This window comes from Bradyrhizobium sp. SZCCHNS30572, from assembly GCF_032484415.1.
Lineage (GTDB): Bacteria > Pseudomonadota > Alphaproteobacteria > Rhizobiales > Xanthobacteraceae > Bradyrhizobium.
Genome location: NZ_JAUESY010000013.1, coordinates 211980 through 236230, shown reverse-complemented (window position 1 = coordinate 236230; position 24251 = coordinate 211980). Strand labels below are relative to the sequence as shown.

Here is a 24251-nt window from a genome sequence, read left to right as displayed (position 1 = left end):
ATGTTGCTGTTCGACATCCTGCTGCCCGGTCTGGTGCTGGGGGGCATGTATGCCCTGATCGCGCTCGGCCTGACGCTGCAATATGGCGTGGCGCGCATCATGAACCTGTCCTATGGCGAGTCGCTGGTCGCGGCCGCGTTCGGCACGCTGTCGCTCTATTCCGGGCTGCAACTGAGTCCGCTGCTGGCGCTGCTGCTCGCGATGCCCGCCGCGGGACTGCTGAACTGGCTGCTCTACAGGCTGTTGCTGCAGCGCCTGATCCGCCGCGGCAAGGACGCCGGCGCCCAGGAGGTCGACAGCATCCTCGTCACCTTCGGCGTGCTGTTCGTGATCCAGGGCATCATGCTGGTCGCTTTCGGCGGGCAGTACTACAGCTATAGCTATCTCTCCATTCCCGTCACAGTGCTCGGCTCGACGCTCGCGGTGAACCGGCTGGTCGCGCTTGGTTTCGCCGCACTGATCGGCACCGGCGTCTATCTCGCGCTGACGCGGACAAGGATCGGCACGGCCGTGCGCGCCGTCGCGGTCGATGCCAATGCCGCGCGGCTGGTCGGCATCGATGTCGCTTGGCTCGCAGGACTGGCGTTTGCGTTCGGCGGTGGCCTGGTCGCGGCCGGCGGCGTGCTGGTCAGCATGTTCCTCACCTTCAACGCCTCGATGGGCGTCGTATTCACGATGAAGGCGCTGGTGGTCGTGATCATGGGGGGCGTCGGCAACGTCATGGGCGCGCTCGCCGCAGGGCTGCTGCTCGGTGTCGTCGAGACCGCGGTGGCGCGGCTGGTCGATCCCGGGCTGACCTTGGCCGCGACGTTTGCGATGTTTCTCGGCGTGCTGCTGATCCGGCCGACCGGACTGTTCGGAAAGGCGGCGTCGTGATCAGCCCCGGCAAGATTCTCGCCTGGTGCATCGGGCTCGTCGGCGTTGCCGCGGCGGTCACGCTGCCGCTCTATGCCAACGGCTACTATCTCGCGCTCGGCATCAGCATTCTCTATTTCACCGTGCTGGCAACCGCCTGGGCCATGTTCTCCGGGCCGACCCGCTACGTCTCGCTGGCGACCGCGGCGTTCTTCGGCATCGGCGCCTATACGGCGGCGGTGACGGGCGAGACGCTGAGCTGGCCGCTGCAACTGATGACCGCTGCGGGTGTCGGCGCTGTCGTCGCGGCCATCACCGGCCTGTCGACGCTGCGGCTGTCCGGCATCTACTTCATCATCTTCTCGTTCGGCCTGGCCGAGCTGATCCGCCAGCTCGTGATCTGGTACGAGGTCAACATCCACAAATCGGTCGGCCGCTATCTGTTCAGCGACATCACCCAGGAGATGCTATACTGGCAGCTCTGCGCGCTGACGGCGCTGGTCTTCCTCGCCGGCTTTCTGCTGACGCGCTCGCGCTATGGCCTCGCGCTGCGCGCGATCGGCGCCGACGAGACCGCCGCGCGCCATTCCGGCATCGATGCGACCGCGGTGAAGCTCGGGGTCTTCATCCTCAGCGCGGTGTTCATGTCGGTGACCGGCGCGATCATGGCGCCGCGCTGGACCTATATCGATCCGGCGATCGCGTTCAACCCGATGATCTCGTTCCAGGTCGTGATCATGGCGCTGCTCGGCGGTGCCGGCTCGCTGATCGGCCCGGTGCTCGGCGTCATCCCGCTTGTGCTGCTGTTCGAGGTGCTGACAGCCGCGCTGCCCAACCACTTCAGCATCGTGCTCGGCCTCATCTTCATCGGCATCGTGATGGTGCTGCCGAGGGGCGTGATCGGGTTGGTCGATCGGGTCTGGCGGCGCGAGCCCAAGGTGGTCGGCGCCAAACCGGAGCAGGGCGGAACGCTGCTCACGGCCGAGACTGTCGGCAAATCCTTCGGCGGCCTGCGCGCCGTCGACCAGGTCAGCCTGGACGTCCGCGCCGGCGAGATCCTCGGCGTCATCGGCCCCAACGGCTCGGGCAAGACGACGCTGCTCAACATGCTCTCGGGCGCGCTCGTGCCCTCGGCCGGCACGATCCGCTTCGGCGGCACCGTCATCAGCGGCCTCGCGGCGCACCGGATCGCCCGGCTCGGGCTTGCCCGCACCTTCCAGTTGGTGCGGGTGATGCCGGACCTGACGGTCGCCGAGAATGTCGCGGCGGCGGCGTTGTTCCGCATGCGCCAGACCGGTGCGGCCGCAGAATCGATCCATGAGCTGCTCGCCCTGGTCGGCCTCGATGGCATGGCGGAGATGCCGGCGGGCGATCTCACTTACATCGACCAGAAGCGGCTGGAGCTCGCCCGCGCGCTGGCGCTGCACCCGCGGCTTGTGCTGCTCGACGAATGGCTGGCTGGGCTCAATCCGACCGAGCTGGAGACCGGCATCAGGCTGATCGCCTCGCTGCGCGACCGCGGCATCACCATCGTGATGGTCGAGCATGTGATGGATGCGATCCGCGCGCTGTGCGACCGCTGCGTCGTCATGAGCGCGGGCGTCGTGATCGCGCGCGGCACGCCGGACGAGGTGCTCGCCGATCCCGCGGTGATCACAGCCTATCTCGGAGAGCCCGATGCTTGAGATCAAGCGGCTGTCGCACGCCTATGGCAAGCACCAGGCGCTCACCGATGTCGCGCTCGAGGTCGCGCGCGGCGAAATCGTCGCCATCCTCGGTGCCAATGGCGCCGGCAAGTCGACGTTGCTGAAGGCGATCGCGGGACTGATCCAGCCGTCGCCCGGAGCCGTGATCCGGCTCGGCGGGACGGACATCGGCTCGCTCGCGCCGCATCTGATCGTCGAGCGCGGCATCGCGCTGGTGCCAGAAGGCCGCGGCGTGTTCGGCGATCTCACCGTCGCCGAGAACCTCCAGCTCGGCGCCTATCCTTCGCGCGCCCGCGACGGCGAGGCCGCGCGGCTGGCGCACGTGCTCGCGCTGTTTCCGCGCCTGACCGAGCGCATGGGGCAGGCGGTGCGCACCATGAGCGGCGGCGAGCAGCAGATGGTCGCGATCGGCCGCGCGCTGATGTCGCGGCCCGACCTGCTGCTGCTCGACGAGCCGTCGCTCGGCCTGTCGCCGCTCTTGAGCCGCGAGGTGTTCCGGGCGCTGAGGACGATCCGCGGCGACGGCGTCGGCATCCTGATGGTCGAGCAGAACGCCCGCGCCAGCCTCGACATCGCCGACCGCGTCTACCTGATCGAGCAGGGACGCAATGCCGGCGAGGGGCCGGCGCCCGAGATGAAGAACAATCCCGACATCCAGCGCGCCTATCTCGGCCAGTCGCGCGCCCCGGCTTCCGCAACCGCAACAACCCCATCGACCTAGGAGCGCCCATGAACGCGATCAATCTCCTGATTGGCGGCAAGGACCAGTCCGCCACCAATCAGCGCACCTTCCAGCGGCTCAATCCGATCAGCGGCGAGATCGCAACCATCGTTGCGGCGGCGTCGATCGATGACGCGCTGCGCGCCGCCGATGCCGCTGCGGCGGCGTTTCCGGCGTGGTCCCGGCTCGGCCCGGGCGAGCGCCGCAAGCGGCTCAATGCGGCTGCGGATGCGCTGGCGCGCAACGCCCCGGAGTTCATCGCGCTGATGATGGCCGAGACCGGCGCCACCGCGGGCTGGGCCGGCTTCAACGTGCATCTCGCCGAGGGCATGCTGCGCGAGGCCGCGGCGATGACGACGCAGATCGCGGGCGAGGTGATCCCGACCGACGTGCCCGACAACATTGCGCTGGCGCATCGCCAGCCGGTCGGCGTCGTGCTCGGCATCGCGCCGTGGAATGCGCCGGTCATCCTCGGTGTCCGCTCGGTGGCGATGCCGCTCGCCTGCGGCAACACCGTGGTGCTGAAGGCCTCGGAGATGAGCCCGGGCGTGCACCGGCTGATCGGCGCGTGCCTGGCCGAAGGCGGTCTCGGCGACGGCGTCGTCAACGTCGTGACCAACGCGCCCGAGGATGCGCAGGCCGTGGTCGAGGCGCTGATCGCCCATCCCGCGATCCGGCGCGTCAACTTCACCGGCTCGACCCGCGTCGGCCGTCTCATCGCCATGGCCTGTGCCAGGCAATTGAAGCGCGCGCTGCTCGAGCTCGGCGGCAAGGCGCCGCTGGTCGTTCTCGACGATGCCGACCTCGACGCCGCGGTGAATGCCGCCGCGTTCGGCGCCTTCATGAACCAGGGCCAGATCTGCATGTCGACCGAGCGCATCGTGGTCGACGACAGGGTGGCGGATGAATTCGTCGCAAAGTTCGCGGCCAAGGCCAACAGCCTGCCTTACGGAGATCCGCGCAAGGGCGATGTGGTGCTGGGCTCGCTGGTCAGCGCCGCCGCCTGCGACCGTGTCGGCGGCCTGATCGAGGACGCGGTGGCCAAGGGTGCCGTGTTGGCCGCCGGCGGCCGCGGCAGCGGCACGATCATGCCCGCGACCATCGTCGATCACGTCACGCCGGCGATGCGCATCTATGGCGAGGAGAGCTTCGGTCCCGTCGTCACCATCGTGCGCGTCAGCGGCGTCGACGAAGCCGTGCGCGTCGCCAACGACACCGAATATGGCCTGTCGTCGGCGGTGTTCGGCCGCGACATCGCCCGCGCGCTCGCTGTCGCCAAGCGAATCGAGTCCGGCATCTGCCACGTCAACGCGCCGACGGTGCATGATGAGCCGCAGATGCCGTTCGGCGGCGTCAAGGCCTCGGGCTATGGCCGCTTCGGCGGCAAGGCCGCGATCGACGAGTTCACCGAGCTGCGCTGGATCACGGTGCAGACCGGCGAACGGCACTATCCATTCTGAGACGGCGTTTGCGGCCCGGCACTGGCGCATCGTCGGATGCAGCCAGAGCCGGTCGTATTCCGCGCGGCCACGCGGAAGCGATTCCATATGTATCCGGAGCATCGCGCAAGGGCGACTTCGGCGCGCGCCCTCACGGCGGCGACACGCGCCGTCCGTGAGCACCGACGGTGCGAGGTGCGATCGAAATTCACGTTGCAGCTCCGCTGGTTGCGGCGGACAGGCGCGCTACCTTAAAGAAATTCCAACGGCTTTAGATCGATTCAGTTTGCTGCGGCCCTTCTCTTGCCGGACGTTCGGCTCATCACGTGCAACGTCGATGACGAAGGGTGGGTTCGGGCGCATGCGGCTGTGGGTTCAGGTTCACACGTGGACGTCGCTGATCAGCATGATCTTTCTGCTGATGCTGTGCCTGACCGGGCTTCCGCTGATCTTCCATGAGGAGATCGATCATCTCTTCGAGGATGAGATCGCCGCGCCGGCGATGCCGGCCGACACGCCGCTGCTGCCGCTCGACCGCCTGATCGCGGCGGCCAGGCAGCAATTGCCGGAGCAGCATGCGCTGTTCGTGAGCCTGAAGCAGGCGGAGCCGCTGATCGTGGTCGCGATGTCGCCGACCGCCATTCCGGTGCCTGGGCAGTTTCATCGGCTCACCGTGGATGCGCGCACCGGCGTCGTTCTCGGCGAGGAAGCGCCGCATCAGGACGTCATGGACGTGATCCTGCGCATCCACCGCGACATGTTCACCGGCCTGCCGGGCGAGCTCTTTCTCGGACTGATGGGACTGGTGTTCGCAGCGTCCATCGTCTCGGGCGTCGTCGTATACTGGCCGTTCATGCGTCGCCTGCAGTTCGGCACGGTGCGGGATCGCTCGGCGCGGCTCAAATGGCTCGACCTGCACAATCTGCTCGGTATCGTCACGGTGAGCTGGGCGCTCGCGGTCGGCTTGACCGGCACCATCAACACGCTGGCGGTGCCGCTGTTCGACCTCTGGCGCGCGAAGACCATGCCGGCACTGCTCGCGCCCTATCAGGGCAAGCCGCTGGCGGAAGCGAAATCGGTCGAGGCCGCCGTCGGCGCCGTCCGCACCGCGTTTCCGGACCGGCTGGTGACGTCCATCACCCTGCCGACGACGACGCGGTTCGGCAGCCCGCAGCATCTGATGATCTGGACCAAGGGCCGCACGCCGTTCACTGCGCGCATGTTCAAGCCGGTCCTGGTCGATGCCCAGGACAGCAGCAAGATGGTCGCGCCCGAGCTCGCCTGGTATCTCACCGCATTGCAGGTATCGCGGCCGCTGCATTTCGGTGACTACGGCGGGTTGCCGCTGAAGATCATCTGGGCCGTTCTCGATCTCATCACGATCGTCGTGCTGTGCAGCGGACTCTATCTGTGGGCCGCCAAGCGGCGGGGCTTCCGCAGGAAGGTGTCCGGCGTCGTGACATCGGCAGCGCCTGCGGTGGTGTCGCCATGAGCTCCTCCGCGGCATCGGCGAGGCCATCTGCCCGCGCCGCGCAACTCTCGACCTGGCAGGTGTTTCGTGCGCCGCTGCTGATCGGTCTGGTTGCCGCAGCCGGGCTCGCCTTCGGACTGTTCGGCGACGGGCTCTGGGACGCGCTGTGCTGGCTCGGACTGTCAATTCCGATTCTGCTGTCGCTCGCCTACGGGACGAGACGGAGCCGCGGCGCGAAGGCCGAAGCGCAAGGCGCTCGGGCCGGGACGCAGGATGGGCCGCTCTGAGCGCTGACGTCCGCCGCCGGTCGGCGGAAGATAGCCCGCATCATTGATCTCGATCCGCGCTGCTGGACTACGCGCTCGGCGCGATGACCCTGATGCGCTCGGCCGGCCAACGATCCCACGCATCTCTTCTCTCACGCGTCCCCTCTCTCGCGCGACGCGTCATCGCGATGGCAGCACGCTGCGTCGGCGGCGCGTGATCGGTCTCGCGCAGCGAGCGCCGACGCGAGCGGCGTCGCTCCGGCCTGGAAACAAGCAGATACAAATGTCTCGATGCCTTCTCCGATCTGCGCGTGGCGCGGCGGAGATGTGGCGCATTTGAAAGCAAAGATTGATTCAAAAGTGGCAATGTGATTAGTTATCATCGTACGATTGATCGAAATTGTTTCGATGAGTTCGAGACGATCGGTGTCGTGAGTTGTATCAGCCGACGCGATCGCATCGCTCTTCCCGCGACATGCGCTTCTTTTGAAGGCTTCAAAGAAGCGGAGGGAAAAGAATCTCGTAGTAGCGACAATCTGTTGAGTCGATCAATTCGGCGAAGCTGTCGCTCGTTAGACGAGTTCTACGTCGCGCGGCGCCATCCTCAAATACCTGTGTGTTAGGACCACCGACGAGCCGAGTTGGAACTTGGAATGATCGGGGTGTCAGGATGGTCTGTCGCATTTGGGATAAAGACGTTGGATTGACGATGTCGTTGGGACTTGTGAGCTCATTGGCGCTCACGCTGAATGTCGGAGGCGTTCAATCGGCCCTCGCGCAGACCAAGCTCCCCGATGTGACCGTCGACGCGCCGAAGCCGAAAGTCCGGCAGACCGCCTCGAGACCGCAGACGACCGCGACGCGGACCGCTCAGCAGCGCCGCGTCGCTCCGCGCAACCTGCCGCCGACCGCCCCGGTGGCCTACGTGACGCCGTCGACGGGAACGGTCGGCGCGCCGCCGTCGCCCTATGCCGGCGGCCAGGTCGCGAGCGGCGGAGGCCTCGGACTCCTCGGCAACCGCGGCGTCATGAACACGCCCTTCAACCAGACGAGCTTCACCTCGCAGCTGATCCAGAACCAGCAGGCGCGCACGATCCGCGACGTGCTGATCAACGATCCCTCGGTGCGCACGATCCAAGCCGCCGGCGGCGGCGCCGACAGCCTGTTCATCCGCGGCTTCTACTACGACAGCGGCGACTACGCCCTGAATGGCCTCGCCGGCATCGCGCCATATTATTCGACGGGCGCCAATTTCATCGAGCGGGTCGAATTGCTGAAGGGGCCGGCGGCTCTGCTCAACGGCATGACGGTCGGCGGCACTGGCGCCTCAAGCGGCGGCGCGGTCGGCGGTAGCGTCAATCTCGTCACCAAGCACGCGCTCGACACCGACATCACGCAGCTAACGGCGACCTATGCGTCCAAGACGCAATTCGGCGAGCAGATCGACGTCGGCCGCCGCTATGGCGAGCACAAGGAGTGGGGCGTACGGCTGAACAGCAAGTATTCGAACGGCGATACCCCCTGGAACCGGCAGACCGACGAGTTCGGCAACGCCCATCTCGCCGTCGACTATCATGGCGAGAATGTCCGAATCGACGCCGATGTCGGCTATCAGGCGGACAAGCTGAATCCGCCGCTGCGATTCTTCGGCGTGGGTACTGCTGTCACCAGCATTCCGTCGCCACCGTCGTCCGGCACCAATTTCCAGGTGCCGTGGGCGTATTATGCGCCGACCGATTTCTTCTCGACGGTGAAAGGCGAAGTCGATCTCAACGATCGTATCACCGCCTATGCCGGATTCGGCTATCACGACAGCAACATCAACTACCGTTATCCGTCGCCGGTGCTCTCGAGTAACGCTGGCTTGTTGTCCGGGACTCCTGGAACGGGAAGCGAGACGTACAAGACGTACGCCGGGGAGGCTGGCCTGCGCATGACCGCCGATACCGGCCCGATCAACCATGCCGTCAATGTCGGCTACTCCATCACCGACCGCACCTATACCCAGCAGGTGGTCTCCGGCAAGATGCCCAACTGGAGCCTTTACAGCGAGCCGACCAACATCGCGTTGCCAAGCTTTCCGACGCTCCAGGCCAATCAGACCGTCGGCGCAAATCTCTGGAGCATCGGCGTCTCCGACACGATGTCGCTGCTGAACAAGCGGATTCAACTGACCGTCGGTGCGCGCAGACAAACGGCGGGAACGGAAGTCACGAATCTCGTTACTCCAGCATCGAGCCGCCCGTTCGAGGACACCTCGGTGTGGACGCCAGCCTATGCGCTCGTGGTCAAGCCCGTCGAGTTTGTGTCGCTGTATGCCAATTACATCGAGGGCCTGCAGACCCCGACCGTCGTTGCCGCCGGCTATGCCAACAGCGGCACGGTCTTCCCGCCAGGGCAGACCAAGCAGGTCGAGACCGGCATCAAGGTCGACTTCGGCCGAATCACGACCACGGTCAGCGCATTCGATATCTCACGCCCGAGCGTGATTACCACGAGTTCAGGGGGAGTGCTGACTCAAGAGCTGAATGGCCGGCAGCGAAATACGGGCGCCGAGTTCAACGTATTCGGTGAGGTCACGCCGACGCTGCGGCTGTTGGGGGGCGTGGCGTATATTCACGGCGTGCAGGAGAAGACTTCGGGCGGCCTGACGGACGGCAAGCGGGCGATCGGCGTGCCCGAGCTCACCGTGAATCTCGGCGCCGAGTGGGATACACCGTTTGTGCGGGATCTGACGCTCACGGGGCGGGTCGTCTACACCGGTGCACAATATGTCGACGCGGCCAACAAACTCTCGCTGCCGGATTGGACACGCGTCGACCTGGGCGCCCGCTACACCTTCACCTCGCCCTGGAACGGCAAGCCGATCGTGCTGCGGGCGAGCGTCGAGAATGTATTCGACAAGGCGTATTGGGCGTCGGCCTATAGCGGTGTGATCACCCTGGGGGCGCCGCGCACCTATCTCGTTTCCACGACGTTCAATTTCTAGGACGTCGATACGCGTTGGCGATGATGAGGCCGCCGCACGGCCATTGTGCGGCGGCCTTGTTAGTCTGAGCGATGCGGACGGCGTTCAACGCCAATCTGATAAAGATTTGCGTTACTCATCGATCGCGTCGAGGCGTGATCATATCCGCGGTGACAACGCGATCGGGTCAGCAAATCATCTCGTTGGAGCCGATGCATCCTGATGTTGAATCGTCACCTACGTGTCACCTTGGAGAGATTAAAAACTTCGATCGGCGGTATCCTTTTGACTGTCATTATCAACTGCATTACTCGTAGTTCATCAACGTCGTTTGTTAGTAGGAGTAGCCGGGCATGATGGTCTTCGACAGAGATGACGTCACCTTCACCGTCGTCGTGAATCACGAAGAACAATATTCGATCTGGCCGACGTTCAAGGACATCCCGAACGGGTGGACGGCCGTCGGCGTGACCGGGAGCAAGAAGGAGTGTCTGGACCATATCGAACAGGTGTGGACCGACTTGCGGCCGCTCTCGCTGCGGAAATTTATGCAGGAGAACGCCCAGGCCTCTGCCGAATCCTGAAGCGAAGGAGGCTGGCTGCCATGCGGCTGATCTGTTTGCCCTATGCTGGCGGCAGCGCCATGGTCTATGCGCGCTGGAGGAGGGGTCTTCCGTCCTGGATCGAAATCGTGCCGCTGGAGCTGCCCGGACGGGGCGCGCGGATGGACGAGCCGCTGCAAACGGACGCGGCGGCATTGGCCGATCAGCTCGCGTCCGAACTGATCGGCACGCCGTTGGCGGAGCCTTACGTCCTGTTCGGGCACAGCCTCGGCGGCTTGCTCGCCTTCGAGCTCGCGCACAGGCTGCTCGCGCTCGGCGCGCCAAGTCCGCAGATGCTGCTCGTGTCCGGAACGGAGGCGCCGGCCGTGCGCGACGGCAGCCGCTGGCGTGAGCCGCTCGGTGACGACGCATTGCGCGAGGAGCTTCTTAGGCTGAACGGCACGCTGCCGGAGGCGTTGCAGAGCATGGAGATCATGCGCGGCACGCTGCCGATCCTGCGAGCCGATTTCCTGATGTGCGGAAACTACGTCTATCGGCGGCGCCGGCCCTTGCCGTGTCCGCTGCACGTGTTCGGCGGAGATCTCGACGAGACGCGTGCCGAGGCACTGGAGGCGTGGCGGGCCGAGACCTCCGGCGCGTTCGGTCGCGACATGCTGCCGGGCGACCACTTCTTCATCCATAGCCGACAGGCGGATCTGCTGAAGCTCGTTGCCGCATTGCTGGCACGTCGGGCATGGCCGGGACTCGCCGTTGCTCGCGCGGGGCCTTGAGCGGCGTGCCGAAAGCACGACCCAGCCGGAAAAGCCGGCCGGTGAAGAAACTTCGATGCTGAAATCGACGGGAGACGGGGAGAAGTCATGTTCGCAATACAATCTAAAATAGAACAAGAATCGCTACCGTTCCTTCTGCGGGCCAGCCGCACGCAGCAGCCGCTGATGGAGGCCGTCAGCGAGGTCCGCGACATGATCGAGCGCCAGCTCTATGCGTGCGGCGGAATTCTCTTCCGTGGCTTCCATCTCGACGGCGCCGAGGCGTTCAGGAGCTTCGCCGCGAGCTTCGGCCATCCGCTGCTGTCCTATGAATTCGGCTCGACGCCCCGATCGCAGGTCAGCGCCGGCGTCTACACCTCGACCGAATATCCGCCGCACCAGAGCATCCCGCTGCACAACGAGCAGGCCTATACGCGCGACTGGCCGATGAAGATCTGGTTCTATTGCGAGCAGGCGGCACAGCAGGGCGGTGAGACGCCGGTCGCCGACAGCCGGTCGATCCATCGCGACATGCCGGCCGCGATCCGTAACCGCTTCGCCGAGCGGGGCGTCATGTATGTCCGCAACTACGGCAGTGGACTCGATGTCGACTGGCGACAGGTGTTCGGCACGGAGTCGAAGGCCGAGGTCGAGGCCTATTGCGCCTCCCATGCAATCGCCTGCGAATGGAAGGATGGCGACGAGCTACGGACGCGGCAGGTCTGCCAGGGGACGGCGGTGCATCCCGTGACCGGGGACATGGTGTGGTTCAATCAGGCGCATCTGTTCCACGTCTCCAGCCTCGCGCCCGAGGTTCGGGAAAGTCTTCTCGACATCGTCGGCGATCCGCTCGAGCTGCCGCGCAATGCGTTCTACGGCGACGGCGCGCCGATCGAGGACGAGACGCTGGCCACGGTCAGAGCCGTGCTCGACCGGCACAAGATCGTCTTTCCCTGGCAGACCGGCGACGTCGTCATGCTCGACAACATGCTGACGGCGCACGCGCGCGAGCCATTCAAGGGGCCGCGCAGGGTGATCGTCGCGATGGCGCAAGCCCATCGCGTCAATTGAGCCTGCGGCATCGATCCTCACGTTGTCATCGGACCTTTGGAAAATGCCGACACAGACCCTCGTCGAACGACTCCGCGAGCATGCCGCCTCGCGCGCCGGCCATCCGGCACTGCGCTTCATCGAAGGCGACGATGTCGTCGACGAATTGACATTCGCTGCGTTGGACCGGCGCATCCGCGCGCTTGCGGCGCATCTGCAGGAGCGCGCGCGTGCCGGCGAGCGCGCCGTGATTCTGCTGCCGAACGGTCCGGATTATGCCGTCGCATTCTACGCGTGCCTCTATGCCGGGGTCATTGCCGTGCCGGCCTATCCGCCGGAGACCGGCAAGGAGCGCTACGCCAGCCGCCTCGATGGCATCCTGCGCGATGCGGCGCCACGACTCATTCTCACCCAGGCGCGGCTTCGCGACGCCGTCGTCGCTTCGGTCGGCGAGACCGATGCTCATGTTATTGCCGTCGACGAGGTGCCGGTCGATGCCGCCGCATCCTGGCGCGAGACGGACTTGCACGGCGATGCGACCGCCTTCCTCCAATATACGTCGGGTTCGACGTCGCAGCCGAAGGGAGTCTGCGTCACTCACCGGAACCTGGTCGCCAATGAGATCGCAATCGAAGCGGCGCTCGGCGGGACCAGGGACGACGTCTTCGTCAGCTGGCTGCCGCTCTATCACGACATGGGATTGATGGGCGGATTGCTGAATCCGCTGTTCACGGGCTTCACGGCGGTGCTGATGTCGCCGCGCAATTTCCTCGAGCAGCCGCGACGCTGGCTCGACGCCATCCATCGCCACGGCGGCACCTGCAGCGGCGGGCCGGACTTCGCGTTCGCGCTCTGTGCGGACCGGATCTCGGACGAAGCGATCGCGCGCCTGGACCTCAGCCGATGGCGGTTCGCGTTCTCCGGCTCGGAGTTCGTGCGCCGCGCGACGCTGGATCGATTTGCCGCGCGCTTCCGGCCGGCGGGCCTCGATCCTCGCGCGCTGACGCCGTGCTACGGCCTGGCCGAGGCGACCTTGCTGGTGACGGCGGGCGACCGCGCGAGCCGGGCGGTTTGTCACACGCTCGATCCCGCGGCGCTCGCGGGTGGCCGCGTTGCGGAGGCCGGCGAGGGCACGGACCTGATGGCGTGCGGCGCCGTGGCAGACGGCCATGCCGTGCGCATCATGAGGGTCGATGCGTCCGCCGACGCCGGGACGAATGAGGTCGGCGAAATCTGGGTCGCAGGTCCGAGCGTCGCGCAGGGCTATTGGAACAATCCCGAGGCGACGCAGCAGACATTCGTCCTTCGCGATGGCGCGCGCTGGCTGCGGACGGGCGATCTCGGCTTCGTCCGCGACGGCGATCTCGTCGTCACCGGCAGGCTCAAGGATCTGCTGATCGTCCGCGGCCAGAACATCTATCCGTTCGATCTGGAGCAGGCCGTCGAGACCGAGGTGGCCTCGGTGCGGAAGGGACGTGTCGCGGCCTTCCCGGTCGAGATCGATGGCGTCGAAGGCATCGGCGTCGCCGCCGAGTTCGGCAGGGCGGTACTGCGGCGAACGCCGGCCGACGTGCTGATCAAGGCGATCGGCGATTCGGTCATGCGGCAGACGCAGGAATATCCGGCGGTGGTCGTGCTGCTGAACCCGCAAGGCATGCCGCTGACCACCAGCGGCAAGCTGCAGCGGTCCGCCTGCCGCGCCAGGTGGGCGCAGGGCACGCTCGATAGCTTCATGGTGTTCGAGCGGCGACGCGAGGCGGCGGACCCATCGCCGTCACCGAAGCTTGCGACGGCGACCGAACGCCGTCTTGCGCTGATCTGGCGGAATGTGCTGCGGCGCGCGACCGTCGACCGCAACGACGACTTTTTCATGCTCGGCGGCAATTCGGTCGCGGCCGCTCAGATCGCGGCGATGGTGCGCGAGCAGTTCGGGGTCGAGCTCGCGCTGCGCGGCTTCTTCGATGCGCCGACGCTCGTCGCGCTCGCAGCGCTCATCGATGCGGCCGGCGCGGACGCGAAAGTGCTCCCGCCGCTGCAGCCCGCACCGGCGGGGCTGCGCGAGCTGCTGTCACCCGCGCAGGAGCGGCTGTGGTTTCTCTGGAGCATGGATCCGGCCGGCACGGCCTACACCATCGCTTGCACGGTGCATTTCGACGGCCCGCTCGATCAAGCACGGCTGGTGCAGGCGCTGACCGAAATCGTCGCCCGCCACGAGACGCTGCGCACCACCTTCTCTGCCCCGGATGGCCGCGTCGTGCAGGTCATCCATGCGTCGCCGGACATTCCCGTCGCGGTCGAGGATCTGCGGCGCAGCCCGGCGGCGGAGCGCGCGTCGCGCGTCGCGGCGCGGACACGCGAGGAGCTGGCGCGGCCGTTCGATCTCGTCAATGGCCCGCTGCTGCGCGCCGTGCTGATGCAGCTCGCGGACGACCGCCACGAACTGCTGCTGTCGGCGCATCACATCGTCGCCGACGGGCTCTCGCTCGACGTGCTGCTGGCCGAGATCGCCGCGCTCTATGACGGGCTCCGGCGCGGGGCAGGGGCGCTGCCGCCGCCGTCCGCGATCCAATATGCCGACTACGCCGCATGGCAGCGGGATTGGCTCTCCGGCCCCGAGGCCGCGCAGCAGCTCTCCTACTGGCGCGAGCGGCTCGGCGATGCGGATACGCCGCTCGCATTGCCGTTCGACCGGCCGCGGCCGCCCGTACAGAGCTATCGCGGCGACACCATCCACGTGGAGATCGCGCCAGATCTTGTGCTGAGGCTCCGCGCGCTCGCCAGGGAGCATCGCGTCAGCATGTTCATGCTGCTGCTCGCCGCCTATCAGCTGCTGCTGTTCCGCTACTCCGGCCGCTCCGACCTGCGCGTCGGCGTGCCCGTCGCCGGGCGCCGCCAGGCCGAGCTGGCGTCGCTGATCGGCTGCTTCGTCAATACGCTGGTGCTGCGGGCCGACGTGACCGACGGCATGAGCTTCGCCGAGCTGCTGGCGCGGGCGAAGGAGGAGGTCATCTCCGGGCTGGCGCATCAGGATCTGCCGTTCGACCGTCTCGTCGACGCGCTCAAGCCGACCCGCTTCGGCGGCCACAATCCGCTGTTCCAGGTCAAGTTCAACTACATGGCCGCGCCTGCCGGACCTGCGCTCGGCGACGGCCTGCACGCCCAGCCGCGCATCGTCGATCTCGCCGGCTCGCATTTCGATCTCGCGCTCGACATCGTCGACGGCCCGACGGGCATGAATGCGAGCCTGAATTTCGCAACCGATCTGTTCGACGTGACGACGGTCGCGCGGATCGGGAGCCAGCTCGTCGATTTCCTGCGGCAGATCGCGGCCGGCACCGACCGGCCGCTGCGCGACTTCGCGATCGCGCGCGGCGTCGAGCAGACCGTCGTGGCGGAGGCGACGAGCTTCCCCGCGACCGACATCCTCGATCTGATCGGCATTGCGCTCGCACGCCGCGATGATCGGATCGCGCTGCGCCAGGGACGGGACACCGTCAGCGCAGCCGAGCTCGTGCGCTGGTCGGACCACATCGCGCATATGCTCGTCGCGGCCGGCGTCACGCACGAGACGCCGGTGGCGCTGTGGATCGAGCGGTCGCCGGCCTTCGTCGCGGTGCTGCTCGGCGTCCTCAAGGCGGGCGGCTCCGCAGTGCCGCTCGATCCGGCATGGCCGGCGGCGCGCGTCGATCGCATCCTTCGCGACGGCGAGATCGGCATCCTGATCGCAACCGGCGAGCACTTGGCCGCGGCGAGGGCGCTCGAGTGTCATACGCTCGACGGTGAACTGCGCGGCGATGCGTCCTCCGGCGCGCTCGATGCCCCGCGGCCGCATCCGGCGCAGACCGCCTACATCATCTACACGTCGGGCTCGACCGGTGCGCCCAAGGGCGTCGCCGTGTCGCACGGCGCGCTCGCCAACTACGTTCAGGCGCTGTTGTCCCGGCTGCGGCCGCGCGCCGGCGCCGGCATGGCGATGGTCTCGACGGTCGCCGCCGATCTCGGCCATACCGTGCTGTTTGGCGCGCTTGCGAGTGGCGTGACCTTGAATCTGCTGCCGGCCGATGCCGCCTTCGATGCGGATGCGTTTGCGCAAGCGATGCGCGACGGCGAGGTCGGCGTCCTCAAGATCGTGCCGAGCCATCTGCGCGGCTTGCTGCGGGCACGGCGCTCGGCCGACGTTCTGCCGCGCGACGTGCTGGTCCTTGGCGGCGAGGCCTGCGATCCCGGCTTGATCGAAGAGGTCCGCCGGCTGCGGCCGCACTGCCGGATCGTCAATCACTACGGCCCGACCGAGACGACGGTCGGCGTGACGACCCATGAGTGGACGGACGCCGAAGCCAAAGGTGTGCTGCCGGTCGGATTGCCGCTTGCGAACCTGCGCGCCTACGTTCTCGACGATGCGTTGAATATCGTCCCGGCCGGAGTCGCCGGTGAACTCTATGTGGGCGGCGCCGGGCTGGCGCGCGGCTATCGCGGTGCGCCTGGACAGACGGCCGAGCGCTTCATTCCCGATCCGTTCGGACCTGCAGGCGAACGCCTCTACCGGACCGGCGATTTGGTGCGCTGTGATCGAGCGGGCCGGATCGTGTTCCTAGGCCGACGCGATGATCAGGTGAAGCTGCGCGGCTACCGCGTCGAACCGGCCGAGATCAGCCGCGCCGTCTCCTCGTTGAACGGCGTCGCCGATGCCGCCGTCGTGGCCCGCGCCGTCGACGCCGAGCAGGAACGCCAGGAGCTCGTGGCCTATTGCGTCGCCGCGGCCGGCGTCGTGTTGCAGCCGGAGGCGCTGCGGCAGCAACTCTCGGCGATGCTGCCGGACTACATGGTGCCGTCGCGCATCGTCGTGCTCGAGCGGCTGCCGCTGACCGCCAATGGCAAGCTCGACCGCGCGGCGCTGCCGCAGCCGGACGAGGACGCCGTGCTGTCGTATGTCGCCCCGGTCGGCGCGGTGGAGCAGGCCATCGCCGCCGTCTGGCAGGACGTGCTGGGCCGCGAGCGGATCGGCCGCAATGACAATTTCTTCGAGCTCGGCGGCGACTCCATCCTCAGCCTGCAGATCATCGCACGGCTGCGCAAGCGCGGCGTCATGCTGACGCCGAAGCAGATGTTCGCGCAGCAGACGATAGCGGCGCTGGCCGGCGTGGTTGCGACCACCTCCGCGCCGGCCATGACGCCGCCGGCAGCAGCACGCAACGCAATGAACGCCTGCGCTGCGGAGCTGCTGCCGATCCAATTGCGCTTCTTTGCCGAGGAAATCTCCAACCGCGATCACTTCAACCAGGCGGTGCTGCTGATCCCGCGGGACCGGATCGACTGGAGCGTGCTGCAGCGGGCGCTCGCTGCCGTCGTGAGGCATCACGATGCGCTTCGCATGACGTATCGGCGGATCGCGGGTGAATGGCAGGCGGTGCCGTCCGACCTGCCTGCTGCGCCTGAGCTGCTTTGGCTCCGCACGGCAGTCGAGCCGGCCGACGTCGGCGCGATCGCGTCGGCGGCGCAGGCGAGCCTGTCATTGGCATCGGGATCTCTGCTGCGCGCCGTCGGATTCGACATGCGCGACGGCAGCCAGCGGCTGCTGGTCGCCATCCATCATCTCGCCGTCGATGGCGTGTCATGGCGGATCCTGCTCGAGGACATCGCGTCGGCCTACGAACAGGTGGCGGGGCAGGCGGCCGCCGTCAGCCTGCCGCCCACGAGCTCCGCGCCGTCTTCCTGGGCGCAGCGACTGCGCGCGCATGCGGCCTCCGATCGGCTCGCAGGCGGACTGCCGTTCTGGCTCGCGTCCTCCCGCGGCAGTGAGTTGCCCTGTGACGACGCTCATGGTGGCACCGACGTCGAGGCCGACGCCGAGGAGGTCGTGCTGAACCTCGAGGCGGAGCTGACTGAACGGCTGCTCGATGCCGCGCCTGCGGCCTATCGCACGCAGGTCAACGACCTGCTGCTGGCCGCGCTGGCACGCGCGCTCTGGAGCTGGAGCGGGATCGAAGGCGTCGTGATCGAGCTGGAGGGCCACGGCCGCGAGGATGTCTTCGCGGACGTCGATCTCACGCGGACGGTGGGCTGGTTCACGAGCGCGTTCCCGGTGCGTCTCGACGGCGGCAGCGAGACCGACCGCGCGCTCATCACCCGCGTCAAGGAAACGCTGCGCGCCATGCCCGATCGCGGGCTCGGCTATGGCGTCCTGCGTTATCTCGGCGCGAAAGAGCATCGCGACGCGCTGGCGGCGACGCCGAACCCGCGAATCGTCTTCAACTATCTCGGCCGCTTCGACGGCCAGCTCGGTGCGGCCGCGCCGTACCGGATCGCGGCGGAGAATCCGGGATCGATGCGGGCCGCCGACACGCCGTTGCGGGCCTGGCTCAGCATCAACGGCGAGGTGCGTGACGGGCGGCTGCGGCTCGGCTTCCGCTATGGAAGCCGGCGGTATCGGCGCGCGACCGTGGAACGGCTCGCCGAACTCTATCGCGCGGCGCTGCATGGTCTCGTCGATCATTGCCTCGGCGGCGCCGGCGGTCTCACGCCGTCCGACGTTCCGCTCGCGGGGCTCGATCAGGCGGCGCTCGACCGGCTCTGCGCGACCGTTGACTGTCGCTCCGTCGAGGACATCTACCCGCTGTCGCCGATGCAGCAGGGCTTGCTGTTCCATGCGCTGCGCGATGGCGCCGATGACGTCTATGTCAACCAGCTCTCGATCGAGCTTCGGGGCGTGACGCCGGCGCGGTTGCGTGCGGCATGGCAGGCGGCGAGTGCGCGGCATGCGGTGCTGCGGACCGGGTTCGCCTGGCAACAATTGTCCGGAGCAGCCCAGCAGATCGTCTACCGGCAGCTCGACGTGCCCGTCGTCGACGAGGATTGGCGCAGCCGTATCACGGGCGGGGCTGCGGCGGCGGAGATCGATGCGGCGCTTGCGGAGGCGGCACGGCGCGAGCGCGAACTCGGCTTCGACATTACCCGGCCGCCGCTGCAGCGGCTGCGGCTGATCCGGCTCGGCGAAGACAGGCTGTGGCTGATCTGGACGCATCATCACATCGTGATCGACGGCTGGAGTTCGGCGCGGCTGCTCGCCGACGTGCTGCAGCAGATCGGCGGCGCCGCGCCGTCGGCGGCGCAGGGCGGCTACCGCGACTACATCGCCTGGCTGCAGACGCGCGACCAGGCGGCAGCCGCTGATTTCTGGCGCGAGACGCTGCGCGATTTCGAGCCCACGCTGCTCGCCGACGCCTTGCGTGCGAGCCGCGCGATCGACGCTGCGAGCGGCCATGGCCGGCTGACGCTGCGCGTGGACGGTGATCTCGCGGCTCGCCTGCGGCGGTTCGCGACGCAGCAGCGCATCACGATGAATACGCTGCTGCAGGGGACCTGGGCCCAATTGCTGCGGCAATATACCGGGCAAAGCGCGGTCTGCTTTGGCGTCACGGTCTCGGGCCGTCCGGCCGAGCTTGCCGGCGCCGAGCACATGGTCGGCCTCTTCATCAACACGCTGCCGCTGATCGATCGCGCGCATCCGCAGACCGCGACCGGCGACTGGCTGCGCGCCCTTCAGGCGCAGAGCGTCGCGGCGCGCGACTATGAGTGGCTGCCGCTGCACGAGATCCAGCGTCTGGCCGGCAGGGCCGGGCAGCCGCTGTTCGACAGCCTGATGGTATTCGAGAACTATCCGATCGATCAGTCGCTCACCGCGCGCGACGGTGCCGGGCCGCAGATCGGGCGGGTCGAACACGTGACGCCGACCAACTATCCGATCGCGGTCATCGTGTTCGATGGACCCGAGGGCCTGCGCCTCGACTTCAACTACGATCGCGCGCAACTGGACGACCATGCGGTTCGCCGGGTGAGCGCGTCGTTGCGAGACTGGCTGACGCGGATTTCGGCGGATGCCACCCGTCCGACCGGCAGCCTTCGCACGGTCGACGGAGAGGCGCTGGCGTGCGTCCTGCGCTGGAGCGGAGCTGCGATCGGCGAGACGTCACCCCGACCGTTGTCGATCGGCGCGGCGCCTGGCCTCGTGGCGCAGATCGAGGCGCGGGCGAAGGCCGTCCCGGACGCGGTTGCGATCGTCTGCGGCGACCGCCGGATCAGCTACGGCGGACTGAACGCGCGGGCAAACCGGCTGGCGCGGCGACTGCGCGCGCGCGGGATCGGCGCCGATGTCGTGGTTGGACTGGCGCTGGAGCGCGACGCCGAGATGATTGTGGCGCTGCTCGCCGTGCTGAAGGCCGGCGCCGCCTACCTGCCGCTCGATCCGGACTATCCGGCCGAGCGTCTTGCCCACATGCTCGGCGACAGCGGCGCAAGACTGCTGCTCACGCAAGCGGAGCTGCAAGATCGGTTCACGCCCGCGCTGGCCGACAGCGGAGCCGAAGCCTGGCTGCTCGATCGCATCGACGATGGAGGCGACGCCGGCAACCTCGACCTCGCCATTCATCCGGAGAGCCTCGCCTACGTCATCTATACCTCGGGCTCGACCGGCCTGCCCAAGGGCGTGATGGTGCGTCACGGCGCAGTGACGAATTTCCTGGCGACGATGGCCGAGCAGCCGGGGATCGCATCGGACGACCGCGTGCTGGCATTGACCTCGCTGTCGTTCGACATCGCGGTGCTGGAGCTGTGGCTGCCGCTGACCCGGGGAGGCCGGATCGTGCTGGCCGACCGCGCCTCCGCGCACGATCCGACGGCGCTGAAGGCGATCGTGGCCAGGCACGGCGTGACCTTGATCCAGGCGACACCGTCGAGCTGGCGCATGCTGCTCGATCATGACGAGGCCGCCGCGCTGCCTCGTCGCTGTCGCGTGCTCAGCGGCGGCGAGGCGCTGGCTCCCGATCTGGCACGGCGGCTCGTCGCGCTGAGCGGCGAGGCCTGGAACATGTATGGGCCGACCGAGACCACGGTGTGGTCTGCGCGCCACCGGCTCGATGCCAATGATCCCATGCCGGTGCTCGGCGGTCCGATCGGCAATACCACGCTCTACGTGCTCGACGCCAATCTCAATCTGGCGCCGCCCGGCGTGGCCGGCGAACTGTTCATCGGCGGCGAGGGACTGGCGCGCGGCTATTGGAAGCGGCCCGGGCTCAGCGCGGAACGGTTCATCCCGGATCCGTTCGGCGGCCCCGGTGCACGGCTGTACCGGACCGGCGACCTGGCGCGCTGGCGTGCCGATGGCGCGCTCGACTATGTCGGCCGCGCCGATCACCAGGTCAAGATACGGGGGCATCGCATCGAGCTCGGCGAGATCGAGGCGCGGCTGCGCGCGCTGCCCGGCGTCCGCGACAGCGTCGTGGTCGCGCAGGATGTCGGTGGCGGTAGCAACCTGATCGGCTATGTCGGCAGTGAGTGCGCGCTCGATGGCGGCGAGCTGCGCGCGGCGCTCGCGACGGCGCTGCCGGACTACATGGTGCCGTTGCGCGTCATCGTGCTGCCGCGGCTGCCGCTGACGCCGAACGGCAAGGTCGACCGCAAGGCGCTGCCGCTGGCCTCACAAGGCGAAGCGGGGGCCGACTATCAAGCTCCGGTCGGCGAGATCGAGATCACGCTGGCCGGCATCTGGGCGGAGCTGCTCGGCCTCGACCGCGTCGGGCGGGGCGATCACTTCTTCAATCTCGGCGGCCACTCTCTGCTGGCGGTACGGCTGCTCAGCCGTGTCGCGCAGGAGTTCGGCACATCGATGCGATTGTCCGAGCTGTTCGCTCATCCGGAATTGGCGGAGTTCGCGCGCGTCCTCTCCATCAGACTGATCGAGCAGCAGTTCGCCGAAGGTGAACTCGAGGACCTGATGACAGCGGAGCTATCATGAGCGGACAATCAGGACAGCCTCTTCTGCACAACCTCGATCCGGAGGCGCTGCGCCGGTTGGCCTCGCGCGCGCGACAGCGCGGCCGCAACGCCCCCACACGCGATACAAACACGATCCCGATCGCCGATCGCGGGGGCTCGCTGCCGCTCTCCTTCGCGCAGCAGCAGCTCTGGCTGCTGGCTCAGCTCGAAAACGGAAGTACCAACTATCACATCGATGTGGCGCTGCGGCTGCGCGGCCGGCTCGACATCGGCGCATGGCGCCGCAGCCTCGACCGGCTGTTCTCCCGCCACGAGGCGCTGCGGACGGTCTTCGTCGCCGAGCAGGGCGAGCCGCGGGTCGCGCTGTTGCCGCCGGACACCAGCCTGCCGCTGGAGGTGCACGATCTTCGCGGCCGGCCGGACCGCGAGACGCGGCTGGCCGATCTGCTGAATGAGTGTACGCGCGCGCCGTTCGATCTTGCGCGGGGTCCATTGATCCGCAGCCATTTGATCGACCTGGGCGATGATGATCATGTCCTTCTGCTCAGCCAGCATCACATCATCTCCGACGGATGGTCGATGGGCGTCATCGTCCGCGAGCTCTCGGCGCTGTATGCCGCCTTCGTCGCAGGCGGCAATGATCCGTTGCCGCCGCTGGCAATTCAGTATCCGGACTATGCTGCATGGCAGCGCCATTCGCTGACGGCAGATCGGTTGCGGCGGCAGCTCGATCATTGGACCGCCGTGCTGCGCGACGCGCCATCCTTGCTGGCACTGCCGACGGACCGGGCGCGATCTGCACCGCGATCCAACGCCGGCGCCGCGGTGCCCGTCGAGATCGAGGACGGTCTTTCGGCCGATATCAGGCAATTGAGCATCGCGCTCGGCGCCACCCCGTTCGTCATCGTGCTGGCCGCCTGGGCCCTCGTGCTGTCGCGGCTGGCCGGCCAGCAGGATCTCGTCATCGGCACGCCGACCGCCAATCGGATGCGTTCGGAGCTTGAGGGCCTGGCCGGCTTCTTCGTCAACATGCTGGCGCTGCGGCTCGACCTCTCGCGCGGTCCTGCTGTGGCGGAGCTGATCGAGCGGGTGAAGACGGCCGTCCTTGCGGCACAGGATCATCAGGACCTGCCGTTCGAGCATCTTGTCGAGGCGCTCCAACCCCCGCGGCATCCGGAATACACGCCCGTGTTCCAGGTGGTGTTCGCATGGCAGAGCAATGATATCGGTTCATTGGCGCTGCCCGGCCTGGCGGTCGAGCGCCTTGCGACCGAGCAGCACAAGATCAAGTTCGATCTCGAGCTCGATCTCAGTGAGAGCGGTGGACGCATCTCCGGCAAGATCAACTACGCGACGGCGCTGTTCGACGCCGAGACCGTGCAGCGCTATCGCACCTATCTGCTGGCGGTGCTGCGCGCCATGGTCGCCGACACCAGCCAGCCGGTCGATCGCATCGAGCTGCTGCCAGCCGAGGAACGTGCGCTGCTGCTGGATGACTGGAATCGCACGCGCTCGTTCACGCCGCCTGACTGCTGCATTCAGGATCTCGTTGCCGAGCAGGCGCGCCGCCGGCCGTCGGCGGTGGCGCTGGTCCATGACGAGGTCAACCTGACCTATCGCGAGCTCGAGCTGCGCGCCAATCGCCTCGCGCATCATCTCGTCGCGCTGGGCGCTGGTCCGGACCGGCTGATCGCGATCTGCCAGCAGCGCGGCATCGATGCGATCGTCAGCGTGCTCGCGGTCCTCAAAGCGGGAGCGGCCTATCTGCCGCTGGATCCCACCTATCCGCCGCAGCGGCTGCGCGAGACCGCGGCCGATGCCCGGCCGACGCTGCTGCTCTGTGACGGCGCGAGCGCCAGTACGCTCGGCAGCGTGGCATGTCCGGTCGTGGATGTGGAGAGCGATGCGCCGGCCTGGAGCGGGCTGCCGGAGGGCGCACCGGATGTTGTTGCCCGTGGCCTGACGCCGCGCAACCTCGCCTATGTCATCTACACGTCGGGCTCGACCGGACAGCCGAAGGGCGTGATGATCGAGCACCACGGCCTGGTCAATCTCGCGCAGGCCCAGATCGGGCTGTTCGACACCGGTCCGCACAGCCGGATCGCGCAATTCGCCTCCTTCAGCTTCGATGCGAGCGTGTGGGACATCGTCATGGCGCTTTGCGCCGGCGCCGAACTGCATCTGCTCGGAAGCCGCGAGCACCGCGATGCGGCGGAGCTGGTGAACTATCTCGCCGAACATCGCATCACCCATGCCACGTTGCCGCCGGCGATACTGCACGGCCGCTCGGACCTCGCGCGGCTCTCCGGGCTCGAGGTGCTCGTTCTCGCTGGCGAGTTGCCAAAGCCGGAGCTGTTCGAGGCCCTGCCGTCGGAGATCGCGGTCTTCAACGCCTACGGCCCGACGGAAACAACCGTCTGCGCAACCGCATGGCGCCGTCCGCCCGGCTTCGCCGGCGGTGTCGTCCCAATCGGTCGCCCGATCGCCAACGCGCGGATCTATCTGCTCGACGCCCAGGGCATGCCGGTGCCGCGCGGTGCCGTCGGCGAGATCTGGATCGGCGGGGCAGGGGTTGCCCGCGGCTATCTCAACCGTCCCGATTTGTCGGCGCAGCGTTTTGCCGTGGATCCGTTCGGGCTGTCGTCCGACGCGCGGATGTATCGAACCGGTGACCTTGGCCGCCATCTCGCCG

The 24251-nt window shown here is 67.4% G+C and carries 12 protein-coding genes (1 of these 12 only partly in view); all 12 read left to right on the top strand.

All coding sequences use genetic code 11. The features are described 5' to 3' along the window. A complete protein-coding gene (locus tag QX048_RS33015; RefSeq protein ID WP_315827769.1) occupies positions 1-876 on the top strand; it encodes a branched-chain amino acid ABC transporter permease in 876 nt (291 codons plus the stop codon). Next, on the top strand, positions 873-2540 hold the full coding sequence (locus QX048_RS33010) for a branched-chain amino acid ABC transporter ATP-binding protein/permease (protein WP_315827770.1): 1668 nt from the start codon (positions 873-875) through the stop codon (positions 2538-2540). The genes QX048_RS33015 and QX048_RS33010 overlap by 4 nt, the downstream gene beginning before the upstream one ends. Further along, complete coding sequence (locus QX048_RS33005; protein WP_315717418.1) at positions 2533-3282, top strand: ABC transporter ATP-binding protein; 750 nt, start codon at positions 2533-2535, stop codon at positions 3280-3282. The genes QX048_RS33010 and QX048_RS33005 overlap by 8 nt, the downstream gene beginning before the upstream one ends. An 8-nt stretch (positions 3283-3290) precedes the next feature. After that, complete coding sequence (locus QX048_RS33000) at positions 3291-4742, top strand: aldehyde dehydrogenase (RefSeq protein ID WP_315827771.1); 1452 nt, start codon at positions 3291-3293, stop codon at positions 4740-4742. Positions 4743-5082: 340 nt separating this feature from the next. Continuing rightward, entirely contained in the window at positions 5083-6213 is a 1131-nt protein-coding gene (locus QX048_RS32995) for a PepSY-associated TM helix domain-containing protein (RefSeq protein WP_315827889.1), read from the top strand. Further along, positions 6210-6479 (top strand): hypothetical protein, encoded by a 270-nt coding sequence (locus tag QX048_RS32990; protein WP_315827772.1) that lies wholly within the window; start codon positions 6210-6212, stop codon positions 6477-6479. Before QX048_RS32995 ends, QX048_RS32990 begins: the two co-directional genes overlap by 4 nt. A 688-nt stretch (positions 6480-7167) precedes the next feature. Next, positions 7168-9447 carry a TonB-dependent receptor gene (locus QX048_RS32985; RefSeq protein WP_315827773.1) on the top strand — a complete coding sequence of 760 codons (2280 nt, stop codon included), beginning with the start codon at positions 7168-7170 and terminating at the stop codon, positions 9445-9447. Positions 9448-9779: 332 nt separating this feature from the next. Further along, a complete protein-coding gene (locus QX048_RS32980; RefSeq protein ID WP_315827774.1) occupies positions 9780-10010 on the top strand; it encodes an MbtH family protein in 231 nt (76 codons plus the stop codon). Positions 10011-10030: 20 nt separating this feature from the next. Beyond that, the gene (locus tag QX048_RS32975; protein WP_315827775.1) at positions 10031-10759 is read left to right on the top strand and encodes a thioesterase II family protein; all 729 of its coding nucleotides are present in this window, start codon (positions 10031-10033) and stop codon (positions 10757-10759) included. 165 nt (positions 10760-10924) lie between these two features. Continuing rightward, complete coding sequence (locus QX048_RS32970) at positions 10925-11809, top strand: TauD/TfdA family dioxygenase (RefSeq protein ID WP_315827776.1); 885 nt, start codon at positions 10925-10927, stop codon at positions 11807-11809. 43 nt (positions 11810-11852) lie between these two features. Next, positions 11853-21578: a non-ribosomal peptide synthetase gene (locus QX048_RS32965; protein WP_315827777.1), complete on the top strand. Its 9726-nt coding sequence runs from the start codon at positions 11853-11855 to the stop codon at positions 21576-21578. Continuing rightward, positions 21575-24251, top strand: the beginning of a protein-coding gene (locus tag QX048_RS32960; RefSeq protein WP_315827778.1) for a non-ribosomal peptide synthetase. The gene runs 3914 nt beyond the window's last position; only the first 2677 of its 6591 coding nucleotides appear in the window; it begins with the start codon at positions 21575-21577; its stop codon lies off the right edge, out of view. Before QX048_RS32965 ends, QX048_RS32960 begins: the two co-directional genes overlap by 4 nt.

Coding starts and splice junctions, on each gene's coding strand:
- QX048_RS33015 (WP_315827769.1), top strand. CDS start 1: ATGTTGCTGTTCGACATCCTGCTGCCCGGTCTGGTGCTGGGGGGCATG.
- QX048_RS33005 (WP_315717418.1), top strand. CDS start 2,533: ATGCTTGAGATCAAGCGGCTGTCGCACGCCTATGGCAAGCACCAGGCG.
- QX048_RS33000 (WP_315827771.1), top strand. CDS start 3,291: ATGAACGCGATCAATCTCCTGATTGGCGGCAAGGACCAGTCCGCCACC.
- QX048_RS32995 (WP_315827889.1), top strand. CDS start 5,083: ATGCGGCTGTGGGTTCAGGTTCACACGTGGACGTCGCTGATCAGCATG.
- QX048_RS32990 (WP_315827772.1), top strand. CDS start 6,210: ATGAGCTCCTCCGCGGCATCGGCGAGGCCATCTGCCCGCGCCGCGCAA.
- QX048_RS32985 (WP_315827773.1), top strand. CDS start 7,168: ATGTCGTTGGGACTTGTGAGCTCATTGGCGCTCACGCTGAATGTCGGA.
- QX048_RS32980 (WP_315827774.1), top strand. CDS start 9,780: ATGATGGTCTTCGACAGAGATGACGTCACCTTCACCGTCGTCGTGAAT.
- QX048_RS32975 (WP_315827775.1), top strand. CDS start 10,031: ATGCGGCTGATCTGTTTGCCCTATGCTGGCGGCAGCGCCATGGTCTAT.
- QX048_RS32970 (WP_315827776.1), top strand. CDS start 10,925: ATGGAGGCCGTCAGCGAGGTCCGCGACATGATCGAGCGCCAGCTCTAT.
- QX048_RS32965 (WP_315827777.1), top strand. CDS start 11,853: ATGCCGACACAGACCCTCGTCGAACGACTCCGCGAGCATGCCGCCTCG.